The sequence below is a fragment of the Nakamurella flava genome (assembly GCF_005298075.1).
GTDB lineage: Bacteria > Actinomycetota > Actinomycetes > Mycobacteriales > Nakamurellaceae > Nakamurella > Nakamurella flava.
On record NZ_SZZH01000003.1, the window covers coordinates 147,985 to 171,320 of the forward strand.

Sequence of the window (23,336 nt, forward strand, 5' to 3'; positions counted from 1 at the left end):
GAGCCACTGTGACCGCACCCGCCTCGGCGGGAGCCTGCGGGAGTCAGACCCGGCCCCATGACGCTTCACCGCGCACCGGTCCCAGGCCCGGTCGAAGGAGTGGCTCGTGACGCGCATCGCCCTGCTGTCGACCTCGGACACCGACCTGCTGTCCGGCCGGGCGAGTGGCGCGAACTACCGGCTGGCCAACCCCACCCGCCTCGATCTGCGCGGCGACGGCCCGGGTGATCTGCCCGCGGTGCTGGCCGAGGCCGACCTCGTGGTCCTGCGCATCCTGGGCACGGCCCGGAGCTGGCCGGACGGGATGGCCGTGGTCCGCTCGTGCGGGAAACCGCTGGTCGTGCTGGGTGGGGAGCGCACCCCGGACGCGGAGCTCATGCGCCTGTCGACCGTCCCGATCGGCACCGCGGCGCAGGCCCACCGCTACCTGGCCGAGGGTGGGCCGGGCAACCTCGCCCAGCTGCACGCCTTCCTGGCCGACACCGTGCTGCTGACCGGTGACGAGTTCACCGACCCCGAGGTGCAGCCGGAGTGGGGGGTGCTGCCGCGCCCCGACGCCGGTGCCCCCGGCAGTCACCACACCGGGCCTCGGGTCGGGGTGCTGTTCTACCGGGCCCACCAGGCGTCCGGGAACACCGCGTTCGTGCACGCCCTGGCCGACGCCATCGACGCCGGTGGCGGGATCGGCGTGCCGGTCTTCTGCAGCAGCCTGCGCAACGCTCCCGAGGAACTGCTGGCCGAACTGGGCCGCTGCGACGCGTTGATCGTCACCGTGCTGGCGGCCGGGGGGACGAAGCCGGCGACCGCGTCGGCCGGGCAGGACGACGAGTCCTGGGACGTCAAGGCGCTGGCCGCGCTCGACATCCCGATCCTGCAGGGGCTGTGTCTGACCTGGTCACGGGCCGACTGGGCGGACTCCGACGACGGGCTGACCCCGCTCGACGTCGCCACCCAGGTCGCCGTCCCCGAGTTCGACGGCCGGATCATCACGGTGCCGTTCTCGTTTAAGGAGACCGACGAGGCCGGGCTGCCCTACTACGAGGCCGACCCCGAACGGTGCGCCCGCGTCGCGGGTATCGCGCTCGGTCATGCCCGGTTGCGCCGCACCCCGCCGGCCGAGCGGAAGATCGCGCTGCTGCTCTCGGCGTATCCGACCAAGCACTCGCGGATCGGCAACGCCGTCGGCCTGGACACCCCGGTCTCGGCCGTTCGGCTCCTGCGGGCGATGCGGGACGCCGGTTACGACGTCGGTCCGAGTGAGGGTCCCGACGCGCTGCCCGGGCTGGCCCCACTTCCGCCGGTCGAGGGCGAGGACCCGGACACCACCGCCGGTAACGCGCTCATCCACACCCTCATCGCCGCCGGGGGCCAGGACGAGGAATGGCTCACCGAGGGAGATCTGGCCGGTCAGCCGGTGCGGATCCCGGCCTCCGACTACCGCCGCTGGCTGGCCGAGCTGGATCCGGAGCTGGCCGCCGCCGTCACGGAAGCCTGGGGCGAGGCGCCCGGGTCGCTGTTCGTGGACCGGTCGCACGACCCGGACGGTGAGATCGTGCTGGCCGCCCTACAGGCCGGCAACGTCGTGATCATCGTGCAGCCGCCCCGCGGGTTCGGCGAGAACCCGGTCGCGATCTACCACGACCCCGACCTCGCCCCGTCGCACCACTACCTGGCCGCCTACCGGTGGTTGGAGCGCGGGTTCGGCGCGCACGCCGTCGTCCACCTGGGCAAGCACGGCAATCTCGAGTGGCTGCCCGGCAAGAACGTGGGCATGTCCGCCGGCTGCGGAACCGACGCCGCCCTGGGCAACCTGCCGCTGATCTACCCGTTCCTGGTCAACGACCCGGGCGAGGGCACCCAGGCCAAGCGCCGGGCCCACGCCACGATCGTCGACCACCTGGTGCCGCCGATGGCCCGGGCCGAGACCTACGGCGACATCGCGCGTCTGGAACAACTCCTGGATGAGCACGCGAATGTCGCCGCCATGGACCCGGCCAAGCTGCCGGCCATCCGGGCGCAGATCTGGACGCTGATCCGCGCGGCCAAGATGGACCACGATCTCGGGCTGGCCGGCCAGGACGGCCGACCTGACGACACCGAGTTCGACGACTTCCTGCTGCACGTCGACGGCTGGCTCTGCGAGATCAAGGACGCGCAGATCCGTGACGGCCTGCATGTTCTCGGTCAACCGCCGACCGGCGAGGCGCGGGTCAACCTGGTGCTGGCCATGCTGCGGGCCACGCAGGTCTGGGGCGGTCAGACCGCCGCCCTCCCCGGTCTGCGGGCCGCGCTGGGTCTGAAGGACGGGGCCGATCTGGCTGCCGTCGACGCGACCGAGACCCGGGCCCGCGCGCTGGTCCAGGCCGCCGACGACGCCGGCTGGGTGCCGTCGGCGATGGCCGGTGTGGTGACGGCCGAGTTCGAGCGTGTCTCGCAACAGCGGCGAGACACGCTCTCAGCGTCTGATCGCGCCCTCGCAAGCTCGGGACGACCGAGCCAGGCCGAGCCGGCGGTGGTGCAGATCCTGGAGTTCGCGGCCACCGAGGTGGTGCCGCGGCTGGCGCGCACCACCGACGAGCTGACCAACACGATGCACGCCCTGGACGGCGGGTTCGTCGCGGCCGGGCCGTCCGGGTCGCCGCTGCGGGGCCTGATCAACGTGCTGCCCACCGGGCGCAACTTCTACTCCGTCGACCCCAAGGCCGTGCCGTCCCGGCTGGCCTGGGAGACCGGCCAGGCGATGGCCGAGTCACTGGTCGACCGGTATCGCGCCGACAACGGGGAGTACCCGCGGTCCGTGGGGCTGTCGGTGTGGGGGACGTCGGCCATGCGCACGTCCGGAGACGACATCGCCGAGGTGCTGGCGCTGCTGGGTGTGCGCCCGGTGTGGGACGAGGCGTCCCGCCGGGTGTCCGGGCTGACGGCGGTGGATCTGGACGAATTGGGCCGCCCCCGGATCGACGTCACCGTGCGCATCTCCGGGTTCTTCCGGGACGCCTTCCCGCACGTGATCATGATGCTCGACGACGCGGTCCGACTGGTCGTCGAACTCGACGAGCCGGAGGAGCTCAACTACGTCCGCGCCCACGCGCAGGCGGACCGGGCCGAGCATGGCGACGAACGGCGGGCCACGACCCGCATCTTCGGCTCCATGCCCGGCTCCTACGGGGCCGGTCTGCTGCCGCTGATCGAGTCCGGGAACTGGCGGGACGACAGCGATCTTGCCGAGGTCTACACCGCCTGGGGCGGGTTCGCCTATGGACGTGACCTGGACGGCGTCCCGGCCCGCGCCGACATGGAAGCCAACTACCGGCGGATCGTGGTCGCGGCCAAGAACACCGACACCCGCGAGCACGACATCATCGACAGCGACGACTACTTCCAGTACCACGGCGGCATGGTCGCGACCGTGCGGGCGCTGACCGGCACCGCCCCCGCGGCCTACATCGGCGACTCCACCACCCCGGACGCGGTCCGCACCCGCTCGCTGACCGAGGAGACGGCGCGCGTCTTCCGGGCCCGGGTGGTCAACCCCCGGTGGATCGCCGCGATGCGCCGGCACGGCTACAAGGGCGCCTTCGAGATGGCCGCCACCGTCGACTACCTCTTCGGCTACGACGCCACCGCCGGGGTGGTCACCGACTGGATGTACGAAACCGTCGCCCGGACCTACGCTCTCGACCCGCAGAACCGCGCGTTCCTCGACCACGCCAACCCGTGGGCGCTGCGCGGGATGATCGAACGGCTCACCGAGGCCGCCGACCGTGGACTGTGGGCCGAACCGGACCCGCAGCTGATGGCCGATCTGGCCCAGGTGTATCTGGATGTCGAGGGGGACCTTGAGGACCGCTGACCCGCGGTGGGGTCATGGGTGTACCCCGGGGGGCGCGGATGTCGGGGCCTGGCGGGCCGACGCCCGCTGGTGGTGCTCGGACGCGGTCGGCCGTACGTCACCGGATCGCTGCGGGTCCACCGGTTCCCCGAACCCGACCGCCGTGGTGCCGGCCGACCGCGTCATCCACCTGGAGTTGCCGGTGGAGCGAGCGAACTTCTGAGGGCTACTTCTTCTTCTTGCCCTTCTTCTTGTCCTTCTTCTTCTTCGCCATGTCGTCCACCCCCTTTCCGTCGTCCGGTCGATGTGCGGGAGAGTCAATCATCCGTTGACGGAGGAGTCAACGCATCGTTGACGTGTGTTGGGGTCGGTTAGGCTTTTGACCGTGGCGGACCCGACGTACGGCAAGCGAGTGGCGCGGGTGGTGCAGGCCCTGCAGAACGAGCCCGATCCGTTGCGCCGATTGGATGCCGTTCGCGAATGCCTCGCCGTTCTGCACGATCTGGAGGCCTCCGCGGTGCTCGATGCGCGCGCTGCCGGCCGGACGTGGGGAGAGATCGGCGCGCTGTACGGATTGAGCAAGCAGGGAGCCCAGCAACGCTTTCGGGTGCCCAGGAAGTCGGCACCGGAGGTTTAGGCTCGCGGCGTCGTCCTCGTCCAGGAGGTGGGTCATGACCGGAATCGACCGTCGGCGTCAGCAGGTCAGTCTGGAGGAGCAGACCGAGATCCTCGGTCCCCACCGGCTCGGCCGGCACTACCCGGACGAGTACGAGATCCCGACGGTGATGATCAAGGGACGCGAATTCCTCGTCCCGGCGCTGGGCGACAAGCTCGAACTGATCATGCACGTGTGCGTCCACGCCACCGGCAGCAGCACCGTCGACGAACCGGTGATGGAGCTGGCTCCGGAATTCACCGCGGACGATCTGGTCGACGCCCTCCGGCTGCTGCAGGAGGTCCGCATCGAGGTCGACCGTCTCGAACTGGGCCTGCTGCAATCGCTCTCGGATCTCGGGGTGCCGGACGAGCGGGCCGCCGAGGCCCGGCGGAGCTCACCCGAGGACATCGCTCCGTACCGCGCTCAGTTGCGCGCGGACGAGCAGATTCGCCGACCGGCTGCCCTGACCAAGCGGTGGGGCCAGATCGACCCCGCCGGCGACGGTGACGGCGGTTCGCCGGAGGCCTGACCCGACGGCGGCGCATCGACGCGCGTCGGTCACCGACGGGCCGGTTCGGATCCCCGGGCCGGCGTCGTCAGGTGGTGCCCAGCGTGGACGTCAGCTCGTCCGCGAAGTTGACGAGCTGGGGCAACGGGGTGTCTCCCGCATCCGCGGACAGGTTCAGCACGCCGTCGGCGGTCCGCAGGTAACAGGTCAGGTTGCTGGCCACCGAGGTGGAACCACAGATGCCGGCGGCCGTCGACGTCTGCTGCTCGCTGACATTGGCGGCCACCCCGTTGAACGATGAGCCCGCGAGGAAACTGACGATGACGGTGCTGTTGCCCTGCGTGTAGATCGTGCCGGGACCGGTGCTGCTGCTCGGTCCGGCCCAGGCGCCGACCGTCGCCGGCAGGGCTGTGGCCGCTCCGGCGGTGATCACCGCGGAACCGGGCGAGGCGGCCCCGGCCGCACCCGCCGGAGACGAGGCCGCACTCGAAGAGATGGTCGACGACGCGACGGGGGAGCTCGCTGCGGTCGAACGGGCCGTCGACGGCGAGCTCGCCGCCGAGGAGCTCGGGCCCGAGGTCGCGGCCGGGGTGGACGCCGTCGACGACGACGCCACCGACCCGGTCTCCGAGCCGCCACAGGCGGACAGGAACAGGGCAGCGGGTACAGCGATCACGAGCACATGACGACGCATGGTTCTCCCTCAGCGTGACGACAACGTCCGATCCGGACCCTAGAGGGCGCGGGGCGCTGGAAGCGCCTGTGCGCCGGGGGTGCCGCCCGACCGTGTCGCGCGGCCGCAGTCTGTGAGATCACCTGCGCAGCACAGGGTGTCGGAACGGCAGAATGCCGGCATGTGAACGCGGTGCTGTCGTAGGGCATCGGCGACGATTCCGGTCGGTGGACGATGCGTGGGGGACGACCTGTCGCGCCGGCTGGTCTGGCAGCATCACGGTCGTGGGGGAGATGATCGATGGTCCGGGGGACGACGTGACCGGTGGTGCCGACAGACGCGCAGACGGATCGGCCCGGCCGGCAGATTCCGCCCGATCCGAGTGGCTGCGGTCGACCTGGTCGCGGGTCGGGACGAGCAACGCCACCGCGGCGCTCTACGGCAGCGTCGTCTCCGCGGGGCTGCTGTCGGTCGCCGACGAGGACGTCTCGCCGACCCCTGGACTGCTGGCCGGTACCGCGGGGGCCCTGGTCGTCTTCTGGCTGGCCCACGCCTACACGCAGGTCCTGGGGACCCGGCCCGACAACGCCAGTGGCTCGTTGATGTCGCACATGGTCCACACCGCCGGTCATGACTTCCCGCTGGTGCTGGGCGGTCTGCCGGCGTTGGCCCTGGTGGGGGCCGCGGTGCTCGCCGGGGTCCGTCCCGACACCGCCGTGATGGTGGTCATCCTCATCACCGGCGTGGTGCTCACCGTGGGGGGCTACGTCTTCGGTCGGCGTTGCGGCGCCCGGGGGTGGGATCTCGTGCGCGAGACGTTGACCGGTTCACTGCTGGGCGCCGGGATCCTGGTGCTGGAGATCTTCGCCCACTGACTCGACGACCGGCCGGCGGATCAGGCGGGGCCAGTCGGCACGGCCGCGCCGGCCGGGAACGACGTCACTCGCACGCCGTCGGCGCCGTGCCCGGGGCGCCGGACCAGATGAACCCGGCCCGCGCCGGCGGCGGTGACGTTCCCGTCGGCGTCGATCTGCAGGACCGTGTCCTCGTCGACGGCGAGACCGCTCACGACCAGGCCACCGGCCACCGCGGCGACCAGGCGGGGCAAGGTGCCCCACTGGGCGGCGTGCACGTCCACGGCGAACGGGACAAGACCAAGGCCGTCGACGACGGTGATCTCCTCGAGGTCCTCGCCGGCGTCCGCCGGGCACACGGGCACCCCGTGATCACGCCAGCCGCCGACCACCGCCCGGGTCGCGGCCACCGCGGCCCCGGCCGAGAAACCCGCGTAGGGCACCCCGTCGGCGACCCGTGAGCGCACGAGGTCGGCGACCGGGGCGAGGGACTGCGCGTACGCCGGGGTCAGGCCGCCGCACACGAGCAGCCCGTGCGCCGCGCTCAACGCCGCCACCTGGTCGTCCGTCGCCGTCGCCCCCTCGGGGATGAGCACCGGGACCGGCGTGCACACCGCGGTCTGGCCGAGCACCCCGGCCCACCGTTGCACCTGATCCGGGCCGTCACCCTCGTCGACGACCACACAGGCGACACTGGGCGGTCCGCCGGCCGCCCGTTCCGCCGCCCGCTGCAGGAACGGCCCCCACACCGCGTCCCGGTGCTCGGCCGACCAGCCGCCGCCGATGAGGAAGATCCCAGCATCCATGCCCACAGTCTGGCCGGAGAGCAGACGACCCGCCGACCGGGGGTCGGCGGGTCGTCAGGCTGAGCAGCGGGTCAGCGCCAGCCGAGGCCGGGCGCCACGTGGGTCATGATCGACTCCAGGATGTGGGCGTTGTAGTCCGCACCCAGCTGGTTCGGCACCGTCAGCAGCACGGTGTCGGCAGCCGCGATGCCCTCGTCCTTCGACAGCTGCTCGATCAGCTTGTCCGGCTCGGCGGCGTAGGAGCGGCCGAAGACCGCGCGCATGTTGTCGATGTGGCCGACCGAGTCGCTGCCCTCGTCGTCGTGGCCGAAGTAGGCCTGATCCTGGTCGTTGACCAGCGCGAAGATCGACCGGCTGACCGAGACCCGCGGCTGCCGCTCATGCCCGGCGGCTGCCCAGGCGGCGCGGTACTTCTCGATCTGCTCGGCCTGCTGGACGTGGAACGGCTTGCCGCTCTCGTCCTCCTTGAGGGTCGAGCTCATCAGGTTCATCCCGAGATTCGCGGCCCACTCACCGGTCGCGTTGGACGCCGACCCCCACCAGATGCGGTCACGCAGGCCCGGGGACTGCGGCTCGATCGGCAGCGGACCCGGGTGCGGGTTCGGGAACATCGGCCGCGGATTGGGCTCGGCGAACCGGGCGCCGTCGATCACCTTGAGGTAGACCTCGGTGTTGTGCCGGGCGACGTCGGCCATGGTCTCGCCCTCCGGCGCGCCGTAGCCGAAGTAGCGGTAGCCGTCGATGACCTGCTCGGGCGATCCCCGGCTGATACCGAGCTGCAGTCGGCCGCCGGAGATGAGGTCGGCCGCGCCCGAATCCTCCGCCATGTACAGCGGGTTCTCGTAGCGCATGTCGATGACCCCGGTGCCGATCTCGATGCGGCTGGTCCGCGCGCCGACCGCGGCCAGCAGCGGGAACGGGGAGGCGAGCTGCCGGGCGAAGTGGTGCACCCGGTAGTACGCGCCGTCGACGCCGAGTTCCTCGGCGGCCACGGCCAGGTCGATGGACTGCAGCAGGACGTCCGACGCGCTGCGCGCTTGCGAGTACGGGCCGTTGGACCAGTGCCCGAAGGACAGGAACCCGATCTTCTTCATGTTTCCTTCAACTCTCAACTACTTCTGGTTGTTCCCGGGCGGCCTCGGTTCGGGGCGGGGGCGAGCCGCGACGCCGCCACCGCGCGACTAGTGGAGCCAGTGTGGCCACCAGGATGACGAGGACGACCGTGGTCACCGGCCAGATGGCCAGGAACACGATGGCCGCCGAACCGCCCATCGCGACGATCCGGAAGTACGCCACTCCAAGCTGGGCATACAGGGCTGTTGCCCACTGCCGGATCCGATCGATCACGCGCATGCGACCATCCTCAGCCCGTTCGGAGTGGTTCCGATCCAGTACCTGCCGCGACTGGGCGCGACACGCCGTCTCCGCGGTCTTTTCCCGGCCCTCTTTACCAAGTCGCGGTGGGGGGGTGGGGTGCCGCGGTGGGTCAGGGGCGGCGTCGGAGCAGGTAGAGGTCCAGCACCCAACCCTGCTCGCGCTTGACCTGCTCGCGCAAGGCTTCGATCCGGGGAAGGGTCTCGCTCAAAGGCCCGGCGGCCAGGGCCTGGCCGGGCGTCCCGAGGTTGGCGGCCCAGTGGATCGTCAGGCCGGCCGGGTCCAGTTGCTCCAGGGCGGACAGGTCGGAGTTCAGCAGCACGACGACGTCGTCGAACTCGCCGGGTCGACCGGGCCAGCCGTCATCGGCCAGCCGCCGGCCGGTGGTCAGGGCGACCGGGCGGCCGATGCCGTGCAGCACGATCCGATGGGCGGCGGTCAGGGCGTGCAGGCTGCTGACGCCGGGGATGACCGTCCAGTCGAACGACACCCGACCGCGGGCCAGCACGTCCTGCACGATCCGGATGGTGCTGTCGTAGAGCGACGGGTCCCCCCAGACCAGAAAAGCCCCGGTCGCGTCGGGCGCGACGGCGGCGAACGCGTCCTCGTACGCGCCGGCGCGGGCGGCGTGCCAGTCGCGGACGGCGTGCTCGTACCCGGCCTGGCCGTGCGGGGCCCGGTTGCGGCGAGGGTCGATGATCGTCACCACCTGGCAGTCGCCGTCCGGGCGGTGCCGCCGCAGCAGCTCCTCCCGCCAACGCGCCAGGTGGTCCGCACTCTCGCCGGGGTCGGACTTGTCGACCACGAACACCACGTCGATCGATCGCAGCGCCGAGATCGCCTGCAAGGTCAGCTGTTCCGGATCCCCGGCGCCCACTCCGATCAGCTGCAGCTGCCTCACCCACGTGCTCCGATCAGCTCGATGACGGCGTCGACATCGACGTGTGCCTCCACGGCGTCGGCCAGGGCGTCGATCATCGACTCGCGCAGCGCGCGGTAACCGATCCCGGCGGCCGGGAGGGTTGCCCGGCCCCGTTCCGCAGCCACCTGGGCCAGCCAGCGGCGGCGGAACCCGTCGTTCTCGAAGATGCCGTGCCACATGGTCCCCCACACCGGACCGACCCGGCAGCCGTCCAGGAAGGGTTCGGCCCCGTCGTCGACAGTGGCGACACCATGATGGATCTCGTAGCCGTCGACGGTTTCGTCGTGCCACGACCCGCTCGGGGTGCCCAGGGATTTCTCGGCCGCGAAGCGCACGTCGGTCGGCAGCAGACCCAACCCGTCGACCTCGGCGACCGACGACTCGACGCCGTCGCGGATCGTGCGTCCGAGCATCTGATAACCGCCGCAGATGCCGACCACCGTGGTCCCCGCGGCGACGGCGCGGAGCACCTCGTCGGCCAGTCCGGTACGCCGCAGCCACGCCAGATCACCGACCGTGGACCGGGACCCGGGGAGCACGATGACGTCGGCCGACCGCAGCGCCACCGGGTCGTCGACCACGCTGACCGCCACCCCGGGTTCGGCGGCCAGGGCGTCCACGTCCGTCGCGTTCGACAGCCGGGGCATCCGCACCACGGCCACCCGCAGCACTGGATCCGGAGCATCGACCGCCGATCTGGACGCCCAGCGGCCGACGGCCAGGGTGTCCTCGCCGTCCAGCCACACCCCGTCCAACCAGGGCAGGACCCCGAGGAACGGCACCCCGGTCCGCCGGGTGATCTCATCCAGGCCGGGCCGCAGCAGGTCGACGTCACCGCGGAACTTGTTGATCAGGAACGCCCTCACCAGGGCCCGGTCGGCGTCGTCCAGCAGGGCGACCGTGCCGTACAGCGAGGCGAGGACGCCGCCGCGGTCGATATCACCGACCACCATCACCGGCAGGTCGAAGCGGCGGGCCAGGCCCAGGTTGACGTAGTCGCCGGACCGCAGGTTGATCTCGGCCGGGGAACCGGCGCCCTCGCTGACGACGACGTCGTACTTCTCCGCCAGTTCCTCGTAGGCCGCGAACGCCGCCTGGGCCAGATGGCGCCGTCCGGTCGCGAACTCACCGGACGCCAGCTCGCCGGCCGGCCGACCGCGGACCACGATGTGTGAGCGACGGTCCGAGCCGGGCTTGAGCAGCACCGGGTTCATCGCCGACTCCGGCGTGGCCCGGGCCGCCTGGGCCTGCAGGTACTGGGCCCGGCCGATCTCGGTGCCGTCCGGGCAGACCATCGAGTTGTTCGACATGTTCTGCGCCTTGAACGGCGCGACCCGGATCCCTCGCCGATGCAGCACGCGGCACAGCCCCGTGGTCACCGACGACTTGCCCGCGTCCGACGAGGTCCCGGCGATCAGCAGACCCCGGGCGGTCACCGGGCCAGCACCCGGTCGAACACCGCGGCCAGCAGACCAGAATCGGGCAACGGCAGCCCGGCGATCGCCGACAGGTAGATGCCGTTGCCCACCAGCTTGATCAACTCGGCCTGCACCGGGTCGTCGATCTCGGCCCGCATCGGGGCCTCCCAGGCGGTGAAGATCTCGACCAGCAGCCGGGCCGCCCGGTCCTCGGTCTCCGGATCCGCCCCGGCATCCGGGCCGGTACCGGTGCGGACGGCCGCGATGAGCGAGGTGAAGAACCCCTCGTCCTCCGTCGGGATCGAGTACTGCAGATACGCCTGGGCGCCGCCCACCGCCGCGCTCTGCTGGTCCATGTCGGCGATGACTTTGTCCTTCACCTGCTCGAGCAGACCGAGCAGCAGATGGGACTTCGACGGAAAGTGATACAGCAGGCCGCCTTTGGAGACCCCGGCTTGCGCGGCCACCGCCTCCAGGGTGACGGCCGGCAGACCGCCCGTGCTCAGCAGGTGCCGGAGGGCGGCGAGAATCCGCTCGCGCGCATCGGAGGCCACCGGTAAACTGTACCGGCCGGACGGTAAAGCGAGAGAGACTGGTCGCCGGCCACCAGCACGATCCGGTCGCTGACCGGCAGTTGGGTTCGAAGCTCATGTTCGGTACGTACCTGGAAGTCCTGCGCCTCCCCGGCGCCCTGCGGTTCACCCTCTCCGGCCTGCTCGCGCGCATGCAGCTGTCGATGGCCGGGCTGGGCGCCGTCATGCTGCTGTCGGCCAGCCGCGGCTCCTACGCCGTCGCCGGCACGGTGGCCGCCCTGTACGCGGTCTCGGCCGCCCTGGTCGGTCCGCAGGTCTCCCGGCTCATCGACTCCTTCGGCCAGCGCCGCATCGTCCCCCTCCAGCTCGCCGTCCACCTGCCCGCCGTCGCCGGGTTGGTGTCGTTCGCGGTGTTCACCGATCTCAACTGGCCGGTCTTCGTGCTGGCGCTGTTCGCCGGTTCGTCGACCCCCGCGGTCGGCGCCCTGGTCCGGGCCCGCTGGTCCAACCTGTTGCGCGGCTCGCCCCAGCTGCGGACCGCGTTCGCCTGGGAGGCGCTGATCGACGAATTCGTCTTCATCGTCGGCCCGCCGCTGGCGACCATCCTGGCCCTGCAGATCACGCCCAGCGCGGCGCTGATCATCGCGACCATCGCGCTGGTCACCGGCACCGTCCTACTGATCACCCAGCGGTCGACCGAGCCGCCGGCCGCCGGTCGGTCCAACGCGACGTCCGGTCGCCCGGCCATCCTGCTGCCCGGCGTCGCCGGGATCACGGCGATCTTCGTGCTGCTCGGCGGCATCTTCGGCTCGTACGAGGTGGCCACGGTCGCCTTCGCCAAGGAGCAGGGCGCCCCGGCGGTGGCCGGTCTGATCCTGGCCCTGTACGCGGTCGGGTCGCTCGCCGCCGGCGTCGTCTACGGAGCCCTCACCCTGCGGGCCCCGTTGTCGAAGCAGTTTCTGGCGGCGACCGGCGTGCTCGCCGTCGTGACGTTCCCCCTGCCCCTGCTCGGGCAGCTGTGGCTGGTCGCCGCCGGCCTGTTCGTCGCCGGTATCGCCTGCTCACCGGTGCTGATCGCCGGCACGGCGCTGCTCGAGCACATCGTGCCGTCCAACCGGTTGACCGAGGCCATGACGTGGAACGCCAGCGGCCTGGCCGTCGGCATCGCCGTCGCGTCGCCGCTGGCCGGGGTGGTCATCGACCGGCACGGTGCGGCGGTCGCGTACTGGGTGACCGCCGGCTGCGGGGTGCTCGCCTTCGCCGTCGCCGCGGTGGTCTACCGGTCCCTGCGCCGCGCCGACCTGGGCGCCGAACCCACGGAAAAGGTCCTGACCGGCGGGCAACCACAGTCGCTCACGGTGGAAAAGGCCTGACAGCGGGTACTGGTCAGCTATGACGCAGCCCGACGATCGCACTCAGGACGGCACCGCCAGCCCCGACGGTGGTGACGTCAATCTGCAGCCCGGGCCCCGGGACGAGGGCGGGTCCGGCGGGATGGCCACCCGCGAGCAGGAAGCCCGCGAGGAGCAGGCGGACGGCGGGTGACCCCGGACAGCAACCGTCCGGGCCGTGCCGGCAGTACTCCTGACATGGAGTCTGGTTCCGGAACGTTGTTCGGCCCGTCATCGGTCAGCTGGCGCGTGCACGCCGACCCGGTGTTCCCGGTCGCCGGGGTGCGGGCGCTCATCCTGCAGGCCCTGCACCCCACGGCGGTGGCCGGGGTCGCCCAGCACACCGGGTTCCGGGACGACTTCTGGGGGCGGCTGGAACGCACCGGCTTGTACGTCTCGACGCTGACCTACGGCCCGGCCGGCGAGGCCCGCAAGCTGGCCGCCCGGATCCGCGGGATCCACCGTCGGCTGAGCGCCGTCGACCCCGACACCGGTCGCGAGTTCCCGCTCGACCGGCCCGATCTGCTGCTCTGGGTGCACTGCTGCGAGATCGAGTCGTTCCTGACGACCGTGCGCCGGGCCGGCAACCCGCTGTCGGATGCCGACGCCGATCGGTACGTCGCCGAGCAGGTCGTCAGCGCCGAACTGATCGGTCTACCGGCGTCGCAGGTACCGGCCAGCGTCGCCGAGTTGGACGCCTACTTCCACGACGTCCGACCCCGGCTGCGGCTCACCGACACCGCACGGGACGGCATCCGCACGCTGACCATCCCGCCGATGAAGGCGTGGGTGCAGCTGCTCACCCCGGCCCGGCCGGCCTGGACCGTCCTCGCCGGGGCGGCCCTGGCCACCCTGCCGCGGTGGGCCCGCAAGATGTACCGGCTCCCCGGCCTGCCGACCACCGACCTCGCCGCCACCGCCGGACTGAAGGCGCTGCGGGTCGCCGCCCTCGCCCTGCCCGACCGCATCAGCGGCCCACCCGAGGCCCGGCGGGCCCGCGCGCTCATCGCTGCGGCCGAGGGCGCGGCCTGAGCCATCGACAGGACGCTTGTGCCGCTCTGAAGGCCTTCCAGAGCGGCACAGGCGTCCTGTCGATCAGTCGGCCGTCGGAATCATGCCGACCAGTGACACCCGTCGAGACGGCTTGATGCGAATGAGGTCATCGGCGATGAGTTCCTCGCTCAAGCCGCTGACCCGCCTCACTTCGGACAGATCAGGGATGCGTCCGGTCTCGTCGACGTGGATCTCGAAGGGATCGGACGGTTCCATCACGCCCCACCAGAGCAGATGGACGTCGAGCGCGCAGAACCTCTGAAATGCGGCGCGGAGCACCTTCTGAACAGCGATCTTCTGAATTCGGGTCAGCGGCGTGAACTCGAATCGCACCTCGATGTCCGCAGGTACCAGCGCTTGGTAGCCGCGTTCGAGGTCTGCGTCGAAGAGTTCATTCTGCCGCCGCCGGTGGACGGTGATCAGCCGGTGGTGGTGCGCACGACGGACGGCGAAGTGCTGCGGATCGTGCTGGGCTCCCCACTCGTTCATGGTCGTCGCCAACGGTTGGAGGAGATGGTAGAGCGCCTCCTCCTCCGGGTCGTCGAACATGCGCAGGGTCATGCGCCGCCTCCAGGCCACTCGGCCCGTCGCTCCTGTCCCGCCCGGGCCACTTCGGCGATCCCGTCGGCGATCGGTTCCCAGAGCGGTTGGGGGATCTCGTGACCCATCCCGGCGTAGGTGACGAGCTTGGCGCCGGGGATGGCGGCGGCGGTGGCGCGGCCGCCGGAGGCGTTGATCAACGGGTCGGACAGACCATGGACGACGAGGCTGGGCAGGTCGAGGCGGCGTAGTTCGGCGGTGCGGTCGGGGGAGCCGAGGATGGCCGCGAACTGGCGGGCCGAGCCGTCCGGGTCGTAGGCCCGGTCCCAGGACGCGCCGGCGATCTCCCGCATCGCGTCCAGCCGCAGCGGGTAGGCCGGGGACGCCTGCTGCCGGTACACGGTGAGCTTCAACGCGATCGCCTCCTCCCGGGAGGTGACGGTCGGCCGGGTCAGCAGGCGGTAGGCGGTGGCCAGCTTCGGATGACCCACTCGCCGGGACCCGGTGCTCGACGCGATCGACGTCAGGCTGGCGACCAGATCCGGATGACGGATGGCCAGCGACTGGGCGATGCAGCCGCCCATGCTGATCCCCACCACGTGCACGGGCCCCAGGCCCAACCCGGTGATGAGCCCGGCGGTGTCGTCGGCCATGTCCGCGGTCAGGTAGGGCGGCTGCTGCCGCCCGAGGAACGCCGACACCGGCCGGCCGGCCGGCAGGTCGGACAGATGCGTCGACAACCCGACGTCCCGGTTGTCGAAGCGGACGACGTGATGCCCCCGCGCGACGAGTTCCGCGCAGAACCCGTCCTCCCACGCCAGCATCTGCGTCGCCAGACCCATCACCAGCAGCACAGTGGGGTCGGCCGGGTCGCCGAACGACTCGTAGGCCAGGGACAGGCCGTTGCTGGAGACGGTGGCCGAAGCAGTCACCCGACCAGTCTGGCAGCGTCGTCCGGCCGGTCGTCGGCTCTGGCCACCACCGGAGCACGGACGTCGACCATGGCGGCCCCGCTGATCAGGCCGGACAGTCCCGGGCGACCCCGAACCGCTGTGGTGAAGGGCACCGCGATCAGGCAGAGGACGGTCCAGGCCCAGCAGGTGACCTGCACCCATCCGGCCGCCCCGGACCCGGACACCGCCCCGGCCACCTGGCCGACCGTGAAAACGCCGCCGGTGACCGACGCCCGCAGCAACCGTCGGTCGGACGAGGGCTCGGGCCACCGCGGCGACAGCCAGACGAGGGCCTGACCGATCGACGCTCCCGACCCGCGAAGCGCGGGCAGGTAGAAGACGCCCAGCCCGGCGATCAGGGCTGCGGCCGGGGACGCCCACACCGGGGCGTCGAGGAACCGACCGGCCAGGGCCGACCGGACCGCCACGGTCCCGGCCACCAGGGCGACCGCCACCAGCAGGAACGCCGCGCCGTCGAGCAGCATCCCCACCCAGCGCCGGCCGACCGTCACCGGGCGGGGCTCGGTCCGGGTCATCCGGAGATCCCGGGCCTGCGGCATCCAGAACAGCAGGGCCGGAGCGATCACCGCCCCGACCAAGGCGCCGGTGGTGTTGGCGATCAGGTCGTCGACGTCGCCGACGCGGTAGCTGCAGGGGTAGAGGCCGTAGATCGCCGACCACTGCGTGAGCTCGATGACCGCCGACACCGCCAGCCCGATACCCGTCGCGGCCACGACCCCGCGGCCCAGGTATCGGCGGACCACCACACCGAGGGGGATGAAGAGGGCGACGTTGAAGAGGACCTGCCAGAGCGACCAGCCGGTCAGCGCGGCCCGCCAGCCACGACGCGCGGCCGTCGACCGGATGTCGTCGACGAACGAGAACGGTGACCACTGGAACGCGGCCAGCCCGGGCCCGCCGCGACGGTTGCACACCGTGTCCGGATCAGGCAGCGGGAGGAAGACGTAGGCGACCAGGGCGACGACATAGACGCTGACCGCGAGCAGACCCAGTAGCCGGGCGCCACTGATCCGTCCGTACCGGCGGTACTGCACGACGACCGCCGGGACCAGCACGGCCAGGAAGACCAGCGCCCCGCCCAGCAGGCCGAACCCGGCCTGCCATGTCCATCCGCCCACGCCGGGATCGTGCACTCCGGCGCTGCCGCCCGGAGGCGGTGACGCCGGAGTGCGCCCGAAAGGGTCAGCTGTTGTCCACCTGCTCCTGGGCGGTGCGGTCGGCCCGGTTCACGGCGCAGACCACGGCCTTGAGCGAAGCGGTGGTGATGGACGAATCGATGCCGACGCCCCAGACGACCTGGTTGCCGATCGCGCATTCCAGGTAGGCCGCGGCGCGGGCGTCCCCACCGGCGGACAGGGCGTGCTCGACGTAGTCCAGCACGCGGACGTCGTAGCCCAGCTGCTCGGACAGCGCCGAGCAGAACGCCGCCACCGGGCCGTTGCCCCGCCCACGGATGACGCTCTCCTCGCCCCGCGAGACGACGCGGGCGGCGACCTCGTCGGTGACCGGGCGATCGTCCGGGCTGTGCAGCGAATCCTCCGGGGACTCCACCCGGGATCGGATCAGCTGCAACGGCGTCGTCGCCTCCAGGTACTCCGCGGAGAAGTACCGCCACATGGTCGGGGCGTCGACTTCGCCGCCTTCGGCATCGGTGTGCTGCTGCACGGCCCGGGAGAATTCGATCTGCAGCCGGCGCGGCAGGTCCAGGCCGTGCTCGGTCTTCATGATGTAGGCGACGCCGCCCTTGCCGGACTGCGAGTTGACCCGGATGACGGCCTCGTAGCTGCGGCCGACGTCCTTGGGGTCGATCGGCAGGTACGGAACCTGCCAGGTGAACTGCTCGACCGGTACGCCGGCCGCGGCCGCGTCCCGGTTCAGGTGGTCGAAGCCCTTCTTGATGGCGTCCTGGTGGGAGCCGGAGAAGGCGGTGTAGACCAGGTCGCCGCCGTAGGGGTGCCGCTCGGGGACGGCCAGCTGGTTGCAGTACTCCACGGTGCGACGGATCTCGTCGATGTCGGAGAAGTCGATCTGCGGGTCGACGCCCTGGCTGAACAGGTTCAGGCCCAGGGTGACCAGGCAGACGTTGCCGGTGCGCTCGCCGTTGCCGAACAGGCAGCCTTCGATGCGGTCGGCCCCGGCCAGGTAGCCCAGCTCGGCGGCGGCGACCGCGGTGCCGCGGTCGTTGTGCGGGTGCAAAGAAAGAGCGATCGCACTGCGTCGTTCTAAGTTCCGGTGCATCCACTCGATCGAGTCGGCGTAGACGTTGGGGGTGGCCATCTCGACGGTGGCCGGCAGGTTGACGACCATCGGGTTCTGCTCGGTCGGCTGCCAGATGGCGGAGACCGCGTTGCAGACCTCGACCGCGTACTCCAGCTCGGTGCCGGTGTAGGACTCGGGGGAGTACTCGAAGCGCCAGTCGGTGTCCGGGTACTTCTCGGCCCAGCGGGCCACCTCTTCGGCGCCGTCCGTGGCGATGCGCATGATGCCGGCGCGGTCCTGGCCGAAGACGACCCGGCGCTGCAGGGTCGACGTCGAGTTGTACAGATGGACCAGTCCCTGCGGCGCGCCCTCCAGGGCCTCGAACGTCCGGGCGATCAGCTCGGGCCGGGCCTGGGTCAGCACCTGGATGCGGACGTCCTCGGGAATGGCGTCCTGCTCGATGATCTCGCGGACGAAGTCGAAGTCGGTCTGGCTGGCCGCCGGGAACCCGACCTCGATCTCCTTGAAGCCCATCTGCACCAGCAGGTCGAACATCTTGCGCTTGCGCGCCGGGGTCATCGGGTCGATCAGCGCCTGGTTGCCGTCCCGCAGGTCGACCGCGCACCACTGCGGAGCCGTCGTGATGACCTTGTTCGGCCAGGTGCGGTCGGGCAGGTCGATCGGGGTGAACGGGGTGTACCGGTTGACCGGCATCGCGCTGGGCCGCTGCCGGTTCCAGGCGGGCTGGCCGGCGGGGATGTCACCGGCGGGGCGACGGACGCGGGAGGGGATGGGAGTGCCCATGGTGGTGGAGGTCCTTCGGGAGGTCTTCGGGAGTGTCCCCGAGGCGGTGAGCTGAGGGGAACAGACCGGCAGCACAACGACCCGCGACGGAGAGCCAGCCTGGGATCAGGCTCCGTCGCGGCGACCGAGAAGCAGGGACGCGCGGCACACCACGGCAGGGACCCTACCCCCGATGGCCGCCGCTCGAAAGCCGGACCCGCGGATCACCGTTGGGTCACCCGACCGTCCCGGACCTCCCAGTGCCGGTCGACGTGGACCGCCTGGAGCATCCGTCGATCGTGCGTGACCAGCAGCAACGTGCCCGCGTAGCTCGCCAGGGCCTGTTCGAGCTGGACGATCGCCGGCAGGTCGAGATGGTTGGTCGGCTCGTCGAGCACCAGCAGATTCACTCCCCGGGCCTGCAACAGCGCCAGGGCGGCCCGGGTGCGCTCGCCCGGGGACAGGTCGCGTCCGGCCCGCCGCACGTGGTCGGCGTAGAGCCCGAACTTGGCCAGCAGAGTGCGGATCTCGGCCGGCGGCTGGTCCGGCAGTTCCCGCTCGAAGACGTCCAGCACCGTGCCGGCCCCCGCACCGGCGGCCGTGTCCAGCAGGCTGCGGGCCTGGTCGACCCGGCCGATCGCCACGGACGCGCCCCGGCTGACGGTCCCGTCCTGCGGCGGCAGGTCGCCGAGCAGCAACGACAACAGGGTCGTCTTGCCGCTGCCGTTGGGTCCGGTGACGGCGATCCGGTCGCCGGCGGACACGTGCAGGTCGACCGGCCCCAGGACGAAGTCACCGCGCCGGGCCGTGGCCCCGCGGGCGGTCAGCACCACCGCGGACGAGCCGGGCGCCGTGGCGATGGAGTACTGCAGCACCCATTCCTTGCGCGGCTCGGCCACCTCGGTCATGCGCTCGATGAGCCGGTCGGTCTGCCGGGCCTTGGCGGCCTGCTTCTCGGTGGCCTCGATGCGGAAACCCCGTGAGACCTTGTCATTATCAGACTTGCCGGTCTTCGACCTCGCTGCCCGGATGCCCTTGTCGGCCCAGGCCCGCTGGGTCCGGGCCCGTTCCTGCAACGACGACTTCTTGTCCGCGTATTCGTCGTAGGCGTCGCGGGCGTGCTGCCGTTTGACCTCCCGCTCGGCCAGGTAGGACTCGTAGCCGCCGCCGAAGATGCCGACCTGGTGTTGCGCGAGATCCAGCTCGACGACGCGATTGACGCTGCGGGACAGGAACTCCCGGTCGTGCGAGACGATCACCAGGGCGACGCCGCGGCGGGCGGCGTCGACGACGAACGCCTCCAACCGGTCGAGGCCATCGAGGTCGAGATCGTTGGTCGGCTCGTCCAGCAGCAGGACGTCGAAGCGGGCCAGCAGCAGGGCGGCCAGGTTCACCCGGGCCGCCTGCCCGCCGGACAGCGCCACCATCGCGGTGGACGGGTCGACGTGCAGACCCAGGTTGGCCAGCACCTGGGGGATGCGTTCGTCCAGATCGGCTCCGCCCAGGGCGAGCCACCGTTCCAGCGCGGTGCCGTAGCGGTCCGGGTCGGCGTCGGGGGACTCGAGATCGGCAGCGGCAGCGTCCATCTCGCGCTGGGCATCGGCCACCCCGGTGCGTCGGTGCAGGTGTTCCACGATCGACTCGTCCGGGCGACGCTCGATCTCCTGCGGCAGATGACCGACGGTCGCCTCCGGCGGGCTGACCGACACCCGGCCGGACATCGGGGCGTCCTGCCCGGCCAACAGGCGCAGCAGGGTCGACTTGCCCGCGCCGTTCACCCCGACCAGGCCGATGACGTCCCCGGGGGCGATCACCAGGGAGAGGTCGTCGAACAGGGGGACGTCGCCGAAACCGGCGGACAGGCCGGCGGCCACCAGGGTTGCGCTCACGCCCGTGATCCTGTCAGTCGGAAAGGTCGATCCACCCGAGAGGTCAGTCGACCCGGACGGTCACCCCGTGGAAGGTGACGAGGTCACCCCGGTGCAACTGCCGGCCGCGGCGGGTTTCGGGCTCGCCGTTGACGGTGACGTCGCCGTCGGCGAGCAGTTCCTTGACGTCGGCTCCCGAGTCGACCGCGCCGCCGAGCTTGAGGAACTGGCCCAACCGGATCATGTCGGTACCGATGGTGATGCCGGTGACGTCGGAGGGAGCGGAACGGTCGGAGCGACTCATCCGTCCAGTGTCCCAGTGACCGGTCGACGGGCGGGCGCACAAGGGCGGACATTCTCGAACAATCCGTCCCTTACCCCTGGTAAATACCTCCTGACCTGCGGTATTGTGATGGAACAGACAGACGACCCCCAGCCCGACAGCAGCGCACCACATGCTGACAGCGCCGGACAGGAGGCCCATGGATCCCATCACGCTCGTGTTCCTGGGCGTCGGTCTGCTCGGGGTCGTCCTGCTCCTGATCTCCCTCGTCGTGGGCGATCTGCTGCATCTGGCGTTCCACGACGTGGACGGCCCGTTCTCGTTCCCGGCGCTGGCGGCGCTGGTGGGTGGCGGCGGGTTCATCGGCGCCATTCCGGCGACCCTGCTGGGTGATCTGGCCACCACGTCGCGGGTCCTGATCTCGGCGGCCGTCGGCCTGGCCGGAGCGCTGCCGCTGGCCTGGGGGGCGGTGCGGCTGACCGCCGGGCTGAACCGGATGCCGACCGACCGCACGCTGACCGACCAGGACGTGGTCGGCCGGTTGGGCCGGGTGATCAGCGCCATCCCCGTCGGCGGGCTCGGCGAGGTCAGTGTGTCGGTGGGCGGACAGGCCCTGAAGTACTACGCCCGCAGTGCCGAACCCATACCGGTCGGCACCCCGATCTTCGTCACCGAAGCGCTGAGCGCCACCGCGGTCGAAGTGGTGTCCACCGCCGAGGTGGGTTGACGCTCACCCGGGCGGGTGGCCGTCCGATCGTCCCCTTTGACCTGCTCGACATAGCGACATCCGTTGCTCACCAACGGGTGTCATGACAACGACCGACCCGCGTGAAGTCGACCCGTCCGTGCGGCCCGCTCCTGGCGTGCCGGCGACGGGACGGGGAACCGCGCGCAGTAGAGCCTGCAGTGCCCGTCCGGGGCGGCCCGCCGACCCCACGACACCTCGGAGGTGCCGTCATGGAAGTACTCATCGCCATCGGAGGAGTGGTCGTCCTCGTCCTGCTCCTGGTGATGCTGATCCTGTCCCGGATCAAGGTCGCCGGCCCCAACCAGGCGTTCCTGGTGACCGGTCGCCGTGGCCGGTCGGTGACGTCCACGACCGGGGAGACCTCGACCGACATGTCCGGTCAGAAGGTCGTCATGGGCGCGAGCGTGTTCGTCATCCCCGTGGTGCAGAAGCTCCACACCATCGACCTGTCCAGCCGCCGCATCCCGGTCGGCATCCGGGGTGCGGTCTCCAAGCAGGGCGTCAAGTGCGACCTGGAGGGCGTCGCCATCGTCAAGGTCGGTGGCAACGAGACGTCCATCCGGGCGGCCGCCCAGCGGTTCCTCAACCAGCAGCAGGGCATCGACACCTTCACCTCGGAGGTGCTGGCCGGTGCGTTGCGGTCCATCGTCGGCCGGCTGACCATCGAGGAGATCATCCGCGACCGCGCCGCTTTCGCCTCCGCCGTCGCGGAGGAGGCCGAGACGTCGCTGACCGGGCAGGGTCTCGTCCTGGACACCTTCCAGCTGCAGGACATCCAGGCCGAGGGTTCGTACCTGGCCGACCTCGGTCGGCCGGAGGCGGCGCGGGTGGTCAAGGAGGCGTCCATCGCCGAGGCCCGGGCCCGGCAGGCCGCCGAGCAGGAGCGGCTGCTGGCCGAGGAGGCCATCGCCGTCGCCAACCGGCAGTACAACCTCAAGCAGGCCGAGATCAGCGCTCAGATCGACGCGGCCAAGGCGCAGGCCGCGGCGGCCGGTCCGTTGGCCCAGGCCGCCCAGGACCAGCTCGTCCTGTCCGAGAAGGAGAAGGTCGCGCTGCGCACCGCGGCCCTGAAGGAACGGCAGCTGGACACCGAGATCCGCAAGCCGGCGGACGCCGACCGGTACAAGGTGGAGCAGCAGGCCGAGGCCAACAAGAACGCCGCCATCGCCCGGGCCGAGGCCGACCGGCAGTCGACCATCGCCGCGGCCCAGGCCGGGGCGGAGAAGGCCCGGCTGTCCGGTGAGGGCGAGCGGTCCCGCCGATCCGCGCTGGCCGAGGCCGAGGCCATCGAGGGCGCCAAGCGCGGTGAGGCCGAGCGGCAGCGCCGCGTGGCCATCGCCGAGGCCGTGGAGAAGGAAGGCGCGGCCGACGCGTCCGCCATCCTCGCCCGGGGCCGGGCCGAGGCCGAGGCGATGGACCTGCGGTCGCAGGCGTTCGCCACCTACGGCGAGGCCGCCGTGCTCGATCTGCTGGTCAAGGTGCTGCCCGAGGTCGTCGGCGCCGCGTCCGCCCCGCTGGCCGCGGTCGACAAGATGACCGTCATCTCCTCCGACGGCGGTGCCGGTTCCCTCGGCAAGACAGTCGCCTCCAACGTCGCCCAGGGGCTGCAGCTCTCCAGTGACCTGACCGGTGTGGATCTCGCTGCGCTGCTCCAGCGGCTCACCGGTCAGACCGTCGACACCGGCAGCACGAAGAAGGCGACGCCGGAGAAGCGGCCCGCCGCCCGTCCGGCGGTGGCCACCCCGGCCCGGACCGAGCCGATCACCCTGGACGGCACGGAGAACGGTCGGCTCGACGGCTGACCCCGCGGACGAAGGAAGGGCCGGTCGACCTGCAGGTCGGCCGGCCCCTTCCTGCGGGGGGGCGGTTGGTCGACGCTGACCACGTCGGCTGACGCTGGTGAACCGAGCTGACGCTGG

Annotated in this window: 23 protein-coding genes; 10 read left to right on the forward strand and 13 right to left on the reverse strand. The window is 71.3% G+C overall.

Annotated features, from left to right (window positions below; genetic code table 11):
• The first annotated feature begins 106 nt into the window (after positions 1-106).
• The 3 genes from cobN (at position 107) to FDO65_RS12460 (ending at position 5,019) form a co-directional block, all read left to right on the forward strand.
• Positions 107-3,853: a cobaltochelatase subunit CobN gene (gene cobN / locus FDO65_RS12450; protein WP_137450039.1), complete on the forward strand. Its 3,747-nt coding sequence runs from the start codon at positions 107-109 to the stop codon at positions 3,851-3,853.
• Positions 3,854-4,217: 364 nt separating this feature from the next.
• Positions 4,218-4,469, forward strand: a complete 252-nt coding sequence (locus tag FDO65_RS12455) for a hypothetical protein (protein WP_137450040.1) — start codon at positions 4,218-4,220, stop codon at positions 4,467-4,469.
• Between the two features lie 34 nt (positions 4,470-4,503).
• Entirely contained in the window at positions 4,504-5,019 is a 516-nt protein-coding gene (locus FDO65_RS12460; protein WP_137450041.1) for a hypothetical protein, read from the forward strand.
• Between the two features lie 67 nt (positions 5,020-5,086).
• On the opposite strand, the gene FDO65_RS12465 is transcribed toward FDO65_RS12460, so the two are convergent.
• Positions 5,087-5,431 carry a hypothetical protein gene (locus tag FDO65_RS12465; protein ID WP_137450042.1) on the reverse strand — a complete coding sequence of 115 codons (345 nt, stop codon included), beginning with the start codon at positions 5,429-5,431 and terminating at the stop codon, positions 5,087-5,089.
• A 61-nt stretch (positions 5,432-5,492) separates the two neighbouring features.
• Here FDO65_RS12465 and FDO65_RS12470 point away from each other — a divergent pair, with 61 nt between their 5' ends.
• The gene (locus FDO65_RS12470) at positions 5,493-5,684 is read left to right on the forward strand and encodes a hypothetical protein (RefSeq protein WP_137450043.1); all 192 of its coding nucleotides are present in this window, start codon (positions 5,493-5,495) and stop codon (positions 5,682-5,684) included.
• A 271-nt stretch (positions 5,685-5,955) separates the two neighbouring features.
• Positions 5,956-6,546 (forward strand): hypothetical protein, encoded by a 591-nt coding sequence (locus FDO65_RS12475; RefSeq protein ID WP_137450044.1) that lies wholly within the window; start codon positions 5,956-5,958, stop codon positions 6,544-6,546.
• Positions 6,547-6,566: 20 nt separating this feature from the next.
• Here the strand turns inward: FDO65_RS12475 and FDO65_RS12480 are convergent, their stop codons facing one another.
• The 6 genes from FDO65_RS12480 to FDO65_RS23085 form a co-directional block, all read right to left on the reverse strand.
• Positions 6,567-7,331 (reverse strand): Type 1 glutamine amidotransferase-like domain-containing protein, encoded by a 765-nt coding sequence (locus FDO65_RS12480; RefSeq protein WP_137450045.1) that lies wholly within the window; start codon positions 7,329-7,331, stop codon positions 6,567-6,569.
• Positions 7,332-7,402: 71 nt separating this feature from the next.
• Positions 7,403-8,425, reverse strand: a complete 1,023-nt coding sequence (locus FDO65_RS12485) for an LLM class flavin-dependent oxidoreductase (RefSeq protein ID WP_137450046.1) — start codon at positions 8,423-8,425, stop codon at positions 7,403-7,405.
• A gap of 7 nt (positions 8,426-8,432) precedes the next feature.
• Positions 8,433-8,684: a hypothetical protein gene (locus FDO65_RS12490; RefSeq protein ID WP_137450047.1), complete on the reverse strand. Its 252-nt coding sequence runs from the start codon at positions 8,682-8,684 to the stop codon at positions 8,433-8,435.
• A gap of 133 nt (positions 8,685-8,817) precedes the next feature.
• On the reverse strand, positions 8,818-9,606 hold the full coding sequence (cobF, locus tag FDO65_RS12495) for a precorrin-6A synthase (deacetylating) (protein ID WP_137450048.1): 789 nt from the start codon (positions 9,604-9,606) through the stop codon (positions 8,818-8,820).
• Positions 9,603-11,063: a cobyric acid synthase gene (locus FDO65_RS12500; protein WP_137450049.1), complete on the reverse strand. Its 1,461-nt coding sequence runs from the start codon at positions 11,061-11,063 to the stop codon at positions 9,603-9,605. Before FDO65_RS12500 ends, cobF begins: the two co-directional genes overlap by 4 nt.
• Complete coding sequence (locus FDO65_RS23085; RefSeq protein WP_137450050.1) at positions 11,060-11,599, reverse strand: TetR/AcrR family transcriptional regulator; 540 nt, start codon at positions 11,597-11,599, stop codon at positions 11,060-11,062. Before FDO65_RS23085 ends, FDO65_RS12500 begins: the two co-directional genes overlap by 4 nt.
• Positions 11,600-11,694: 95 nt before the next feature.
• Between FDO65_RS23085 and FDO65_RS12510 the strand changes: the two genes are divergently transcribed.
• The 3 genes from FDO65_RS12510 to FDO65_RS12515 are packed head-to-tail and all read left to right on the forward strand — an operon-like array spanning position 11,695 to position 14,001.
• Positions 11,695-12,951 (forward strand): MFS transporter, encoded by a 1,257-nt coding sequence (locus FDO65_RS12510; RefSeq protein WP_137450051.1) that lies wholly within the window; start codon positions 11,695-11,697, stop codon positions 12,949-12,951.
• 19 nt (positions 12,952-12,970) lie between these two features.
• Positions 12,971-13,123: a hypothetical protein gene (locus FDO65_RS22185; RefSeq protein WP_166442169.1), complete on the forward strand. Its 153-nt coding sequence runs from the start codon at positions 12,971-12,973 to the stop codon at positions 13,121-13,123.
• A gap of 44 nt (positions 13,124-13,167) precedes the next feature.
• Positions 13,168-14,001, forward strand: a complete 834-nt coding sequence (locus tag FDO65_RS12515) for an oxygenase MpaB family protein (protein ID WP_137450052.1) — start codon at positions 13,168-13,170, stop codon at positions 13,999-14,001.
• 63 nt (positions 14,002-14,064) lie between these two features.
• Here the strand turns inward: FDO65_RS12515 and FDO65_RS12520 are convergent, their stop codons facing one another.
• From FDO65_RS12520 to FDO65_RS12545, 6 genes are all read right to left on the reverse strand, one after another.
• Positions 14,065-14,583, reverse strand: coding sequence for a hypothetical protein (locus tag FDO65_RS12520; RefSeq protein WP_137450053.1), 519 nt, complete (start codon positions 14,581-14,583; stop codon positions 14,065-14,067).
• Positions 14,580-15,494 carry an alpha/beta hydrolase gene (locus FDO65_RS12525; protein WP_240757583.1) on the reverse strand — a complete coding sequence of 305 codons (915 nt, stop codon included), beginning with the start codon at positions 15,492-15,494 and terminating at the stop codon, positions 14,580-14,582. Before FDO65_RS12525 ends, FDO65_RS12520 begins: the two co-directional genes overlap by 4 nt.
• Complete coding sequence (locus FDO65_RS22820) at positions 15,491-16,654, reverse strand: VanZ family protein (RefSeq protein ID WP_240757584.1); 1,164 nt, start codon at positions 16,652-16,654, stop codon at positions 15,491-15,493. Before FDO65_RS22820 ends, FDO65_RS12525 begins: the two co-directional genes overlap by 4 nt.
• Positions 16,655-16,718: 64 nt before the next feature.
• Entirely contained in the window at positions 16,719-18,539 is a 1,821-nt protein-coding gene (gene leuA / locus FDO65_RS12535) for a 2-isopropylmalate synthase (protein WP_137450056.1), read from the reverse strand.
• Positions 18,540-18,742: 203 nt separating this feature from the next.
• Positions 18,743-20,407 (reverse strand): ABC-F family ATP-binding cassette domain-containing protein, encoded by a 1,665-nt coding sequence (locus FDO65_RS12540; RefSeq protein ID WP_137450057.1) that lies wholly within the window; start codon positions 20,405-20,407, stop codon positions 18,743-18,745.
• A 43-nt stretch (positions 20,408-20,450) separates the two neighbouring features.
• On the reverse strand, positions 20,451-20,690 hold the full coding sequence (locus tag FDO65_RS12545) for an RNA-binding S4 domain-containing protein (RefSeq protein ID WP_137450058.1): 240 nt from the start codon (positions 20,688-20,690) through the stop codon (positions 20,451-20,453).
• A gap of 178 nt (positions 20,691-20,868) precedes the next feature.
• Between FDO65_RS12545 and FDO65_RS12550 the strand changes: the two genes are divergently transcribed.
• Together FDO65_RS12550 and FDO65_RS12555 are read left to right on the forward strand one after the other, a co-directional pair.
• On the forward strand, positions 20,869-21,396 hold the full coding sequence (locus FDO65_RS12550) for a hypothetical protein (protein ID WP_137450059.1): 528 nt from the start codon (positions 20,869-20,871) through the stop codon (positions 21,394-21,396).
• Between the two features lie 230 nt (positions 21,397-21,626).
• A complete protein-coding gene (locus tag FDO65_RS12555) occupies positions 21,627-23,219 on the forward strand; it encodes a flotillin family protein (protein ID WP_137450060.1) in 1,593 nt (530 codons plus the stop codon).
• The last annotated feature ends 117 nt before the right edge of the window (positions 23,220-23,336 follow it).

Excerpts from the sequence above, each read along its gene's own strand:
- FDO65_RS12460 (WP_137450041.1), top strand. The coding sequence starts at position 4,504 with ATGACCGGAATCGACCGTCGGCGTCAGCAGGTCAGTCTGGAGGAGCAG.
- FDO65_RS12470 (WP_137450043.1), top strand. The coding sequence starts at position 5,493 with ATGGTCGACGACGCGACGGGGGAGCTCGCTGCGGTCGAACGGGCCGTC.
- FDO65_RS12480 (WP_137450045.1), bottom strand. The coding sequence starts at position 7,331 with ATGGATGCTGGGATCTTCCTCATCGGCGGCGGCTGGTCGGCCGAGCAC.
- FDO65_RS12485 (WP_137450046.1), bottom strand. The coding sequence starts at position 8,425 with ATGAAGAAGATCGGGTTCCTGTCCTTCGGGCACTGGTCCAACGGCCCG.
- FDO65_RS12490 (WP_137450047.1), bottom strand. The coding sequence starts at position 8,684 with ATGCGCGTGATCGATCGGATCCGGCAGTGGGCAACAGCCCTGTATGCC.
- FDO65_RS12510 (WP_137450051.1), top strand. The coding sequence starts at position 11,695 with ATGTTCGGTACGTACCTGGAAGTCCTGCGCCTCCCCGGCGCCCTGCGG.
- FDO65_RS22185 (WP_166442169.1), top strand. The coding sequence starts at position 12,971 with ATGACGCAGCCCGACGATCGCACTCAGGACGGCACCGCCAGCCCCGAC.
- FDO65_RS12515 (WP_137450052.1), top strand. The coding sequence starts at position 13,168 with ATGGAGTCTGGTTCCGGAACGTTGTTCGGCCCGTCATCGGTCAGCTGG.
- FDO65_RS12520 (WP_137450053.1), bottom strand. The coding sequence starts at position 14,583 with ATGACCCTGCGCATGTTCGACGACCCGGAGGAGGAGGCGCTCTACCAT.
- leuA (WP_137450056.1), bottom strand. The coding sequence starts at position 18,539 with ATGGGCACTCCCATCCCCTCCCGCGTCCGTCGCCCCGCCGGTGACATC.
- FDO65_RS12545 (WP_137450058.1), bottom strand. The coding sequence starts at position 20,690 with ATGAGTCGCTCCGACCGTTCCGCTCCCTCCGACGTCACCGGCATCACC.
- FDO65_RS12550 (WP_137450059.1), top strand. The coding sequence starts at position 20,869 with ATGGATCCCATCACGCTCGTGTTCCTGGGCGTCGGTCTGCTCGGGGTC.
- FDO65_RS12555 (WP_137450060.1), top strand. The coding sequence starts at position 21,627 with ATGGAAGTACTCATCGCCATCGGAGGAGTGGTCGTCCTCGTCCTGCTC.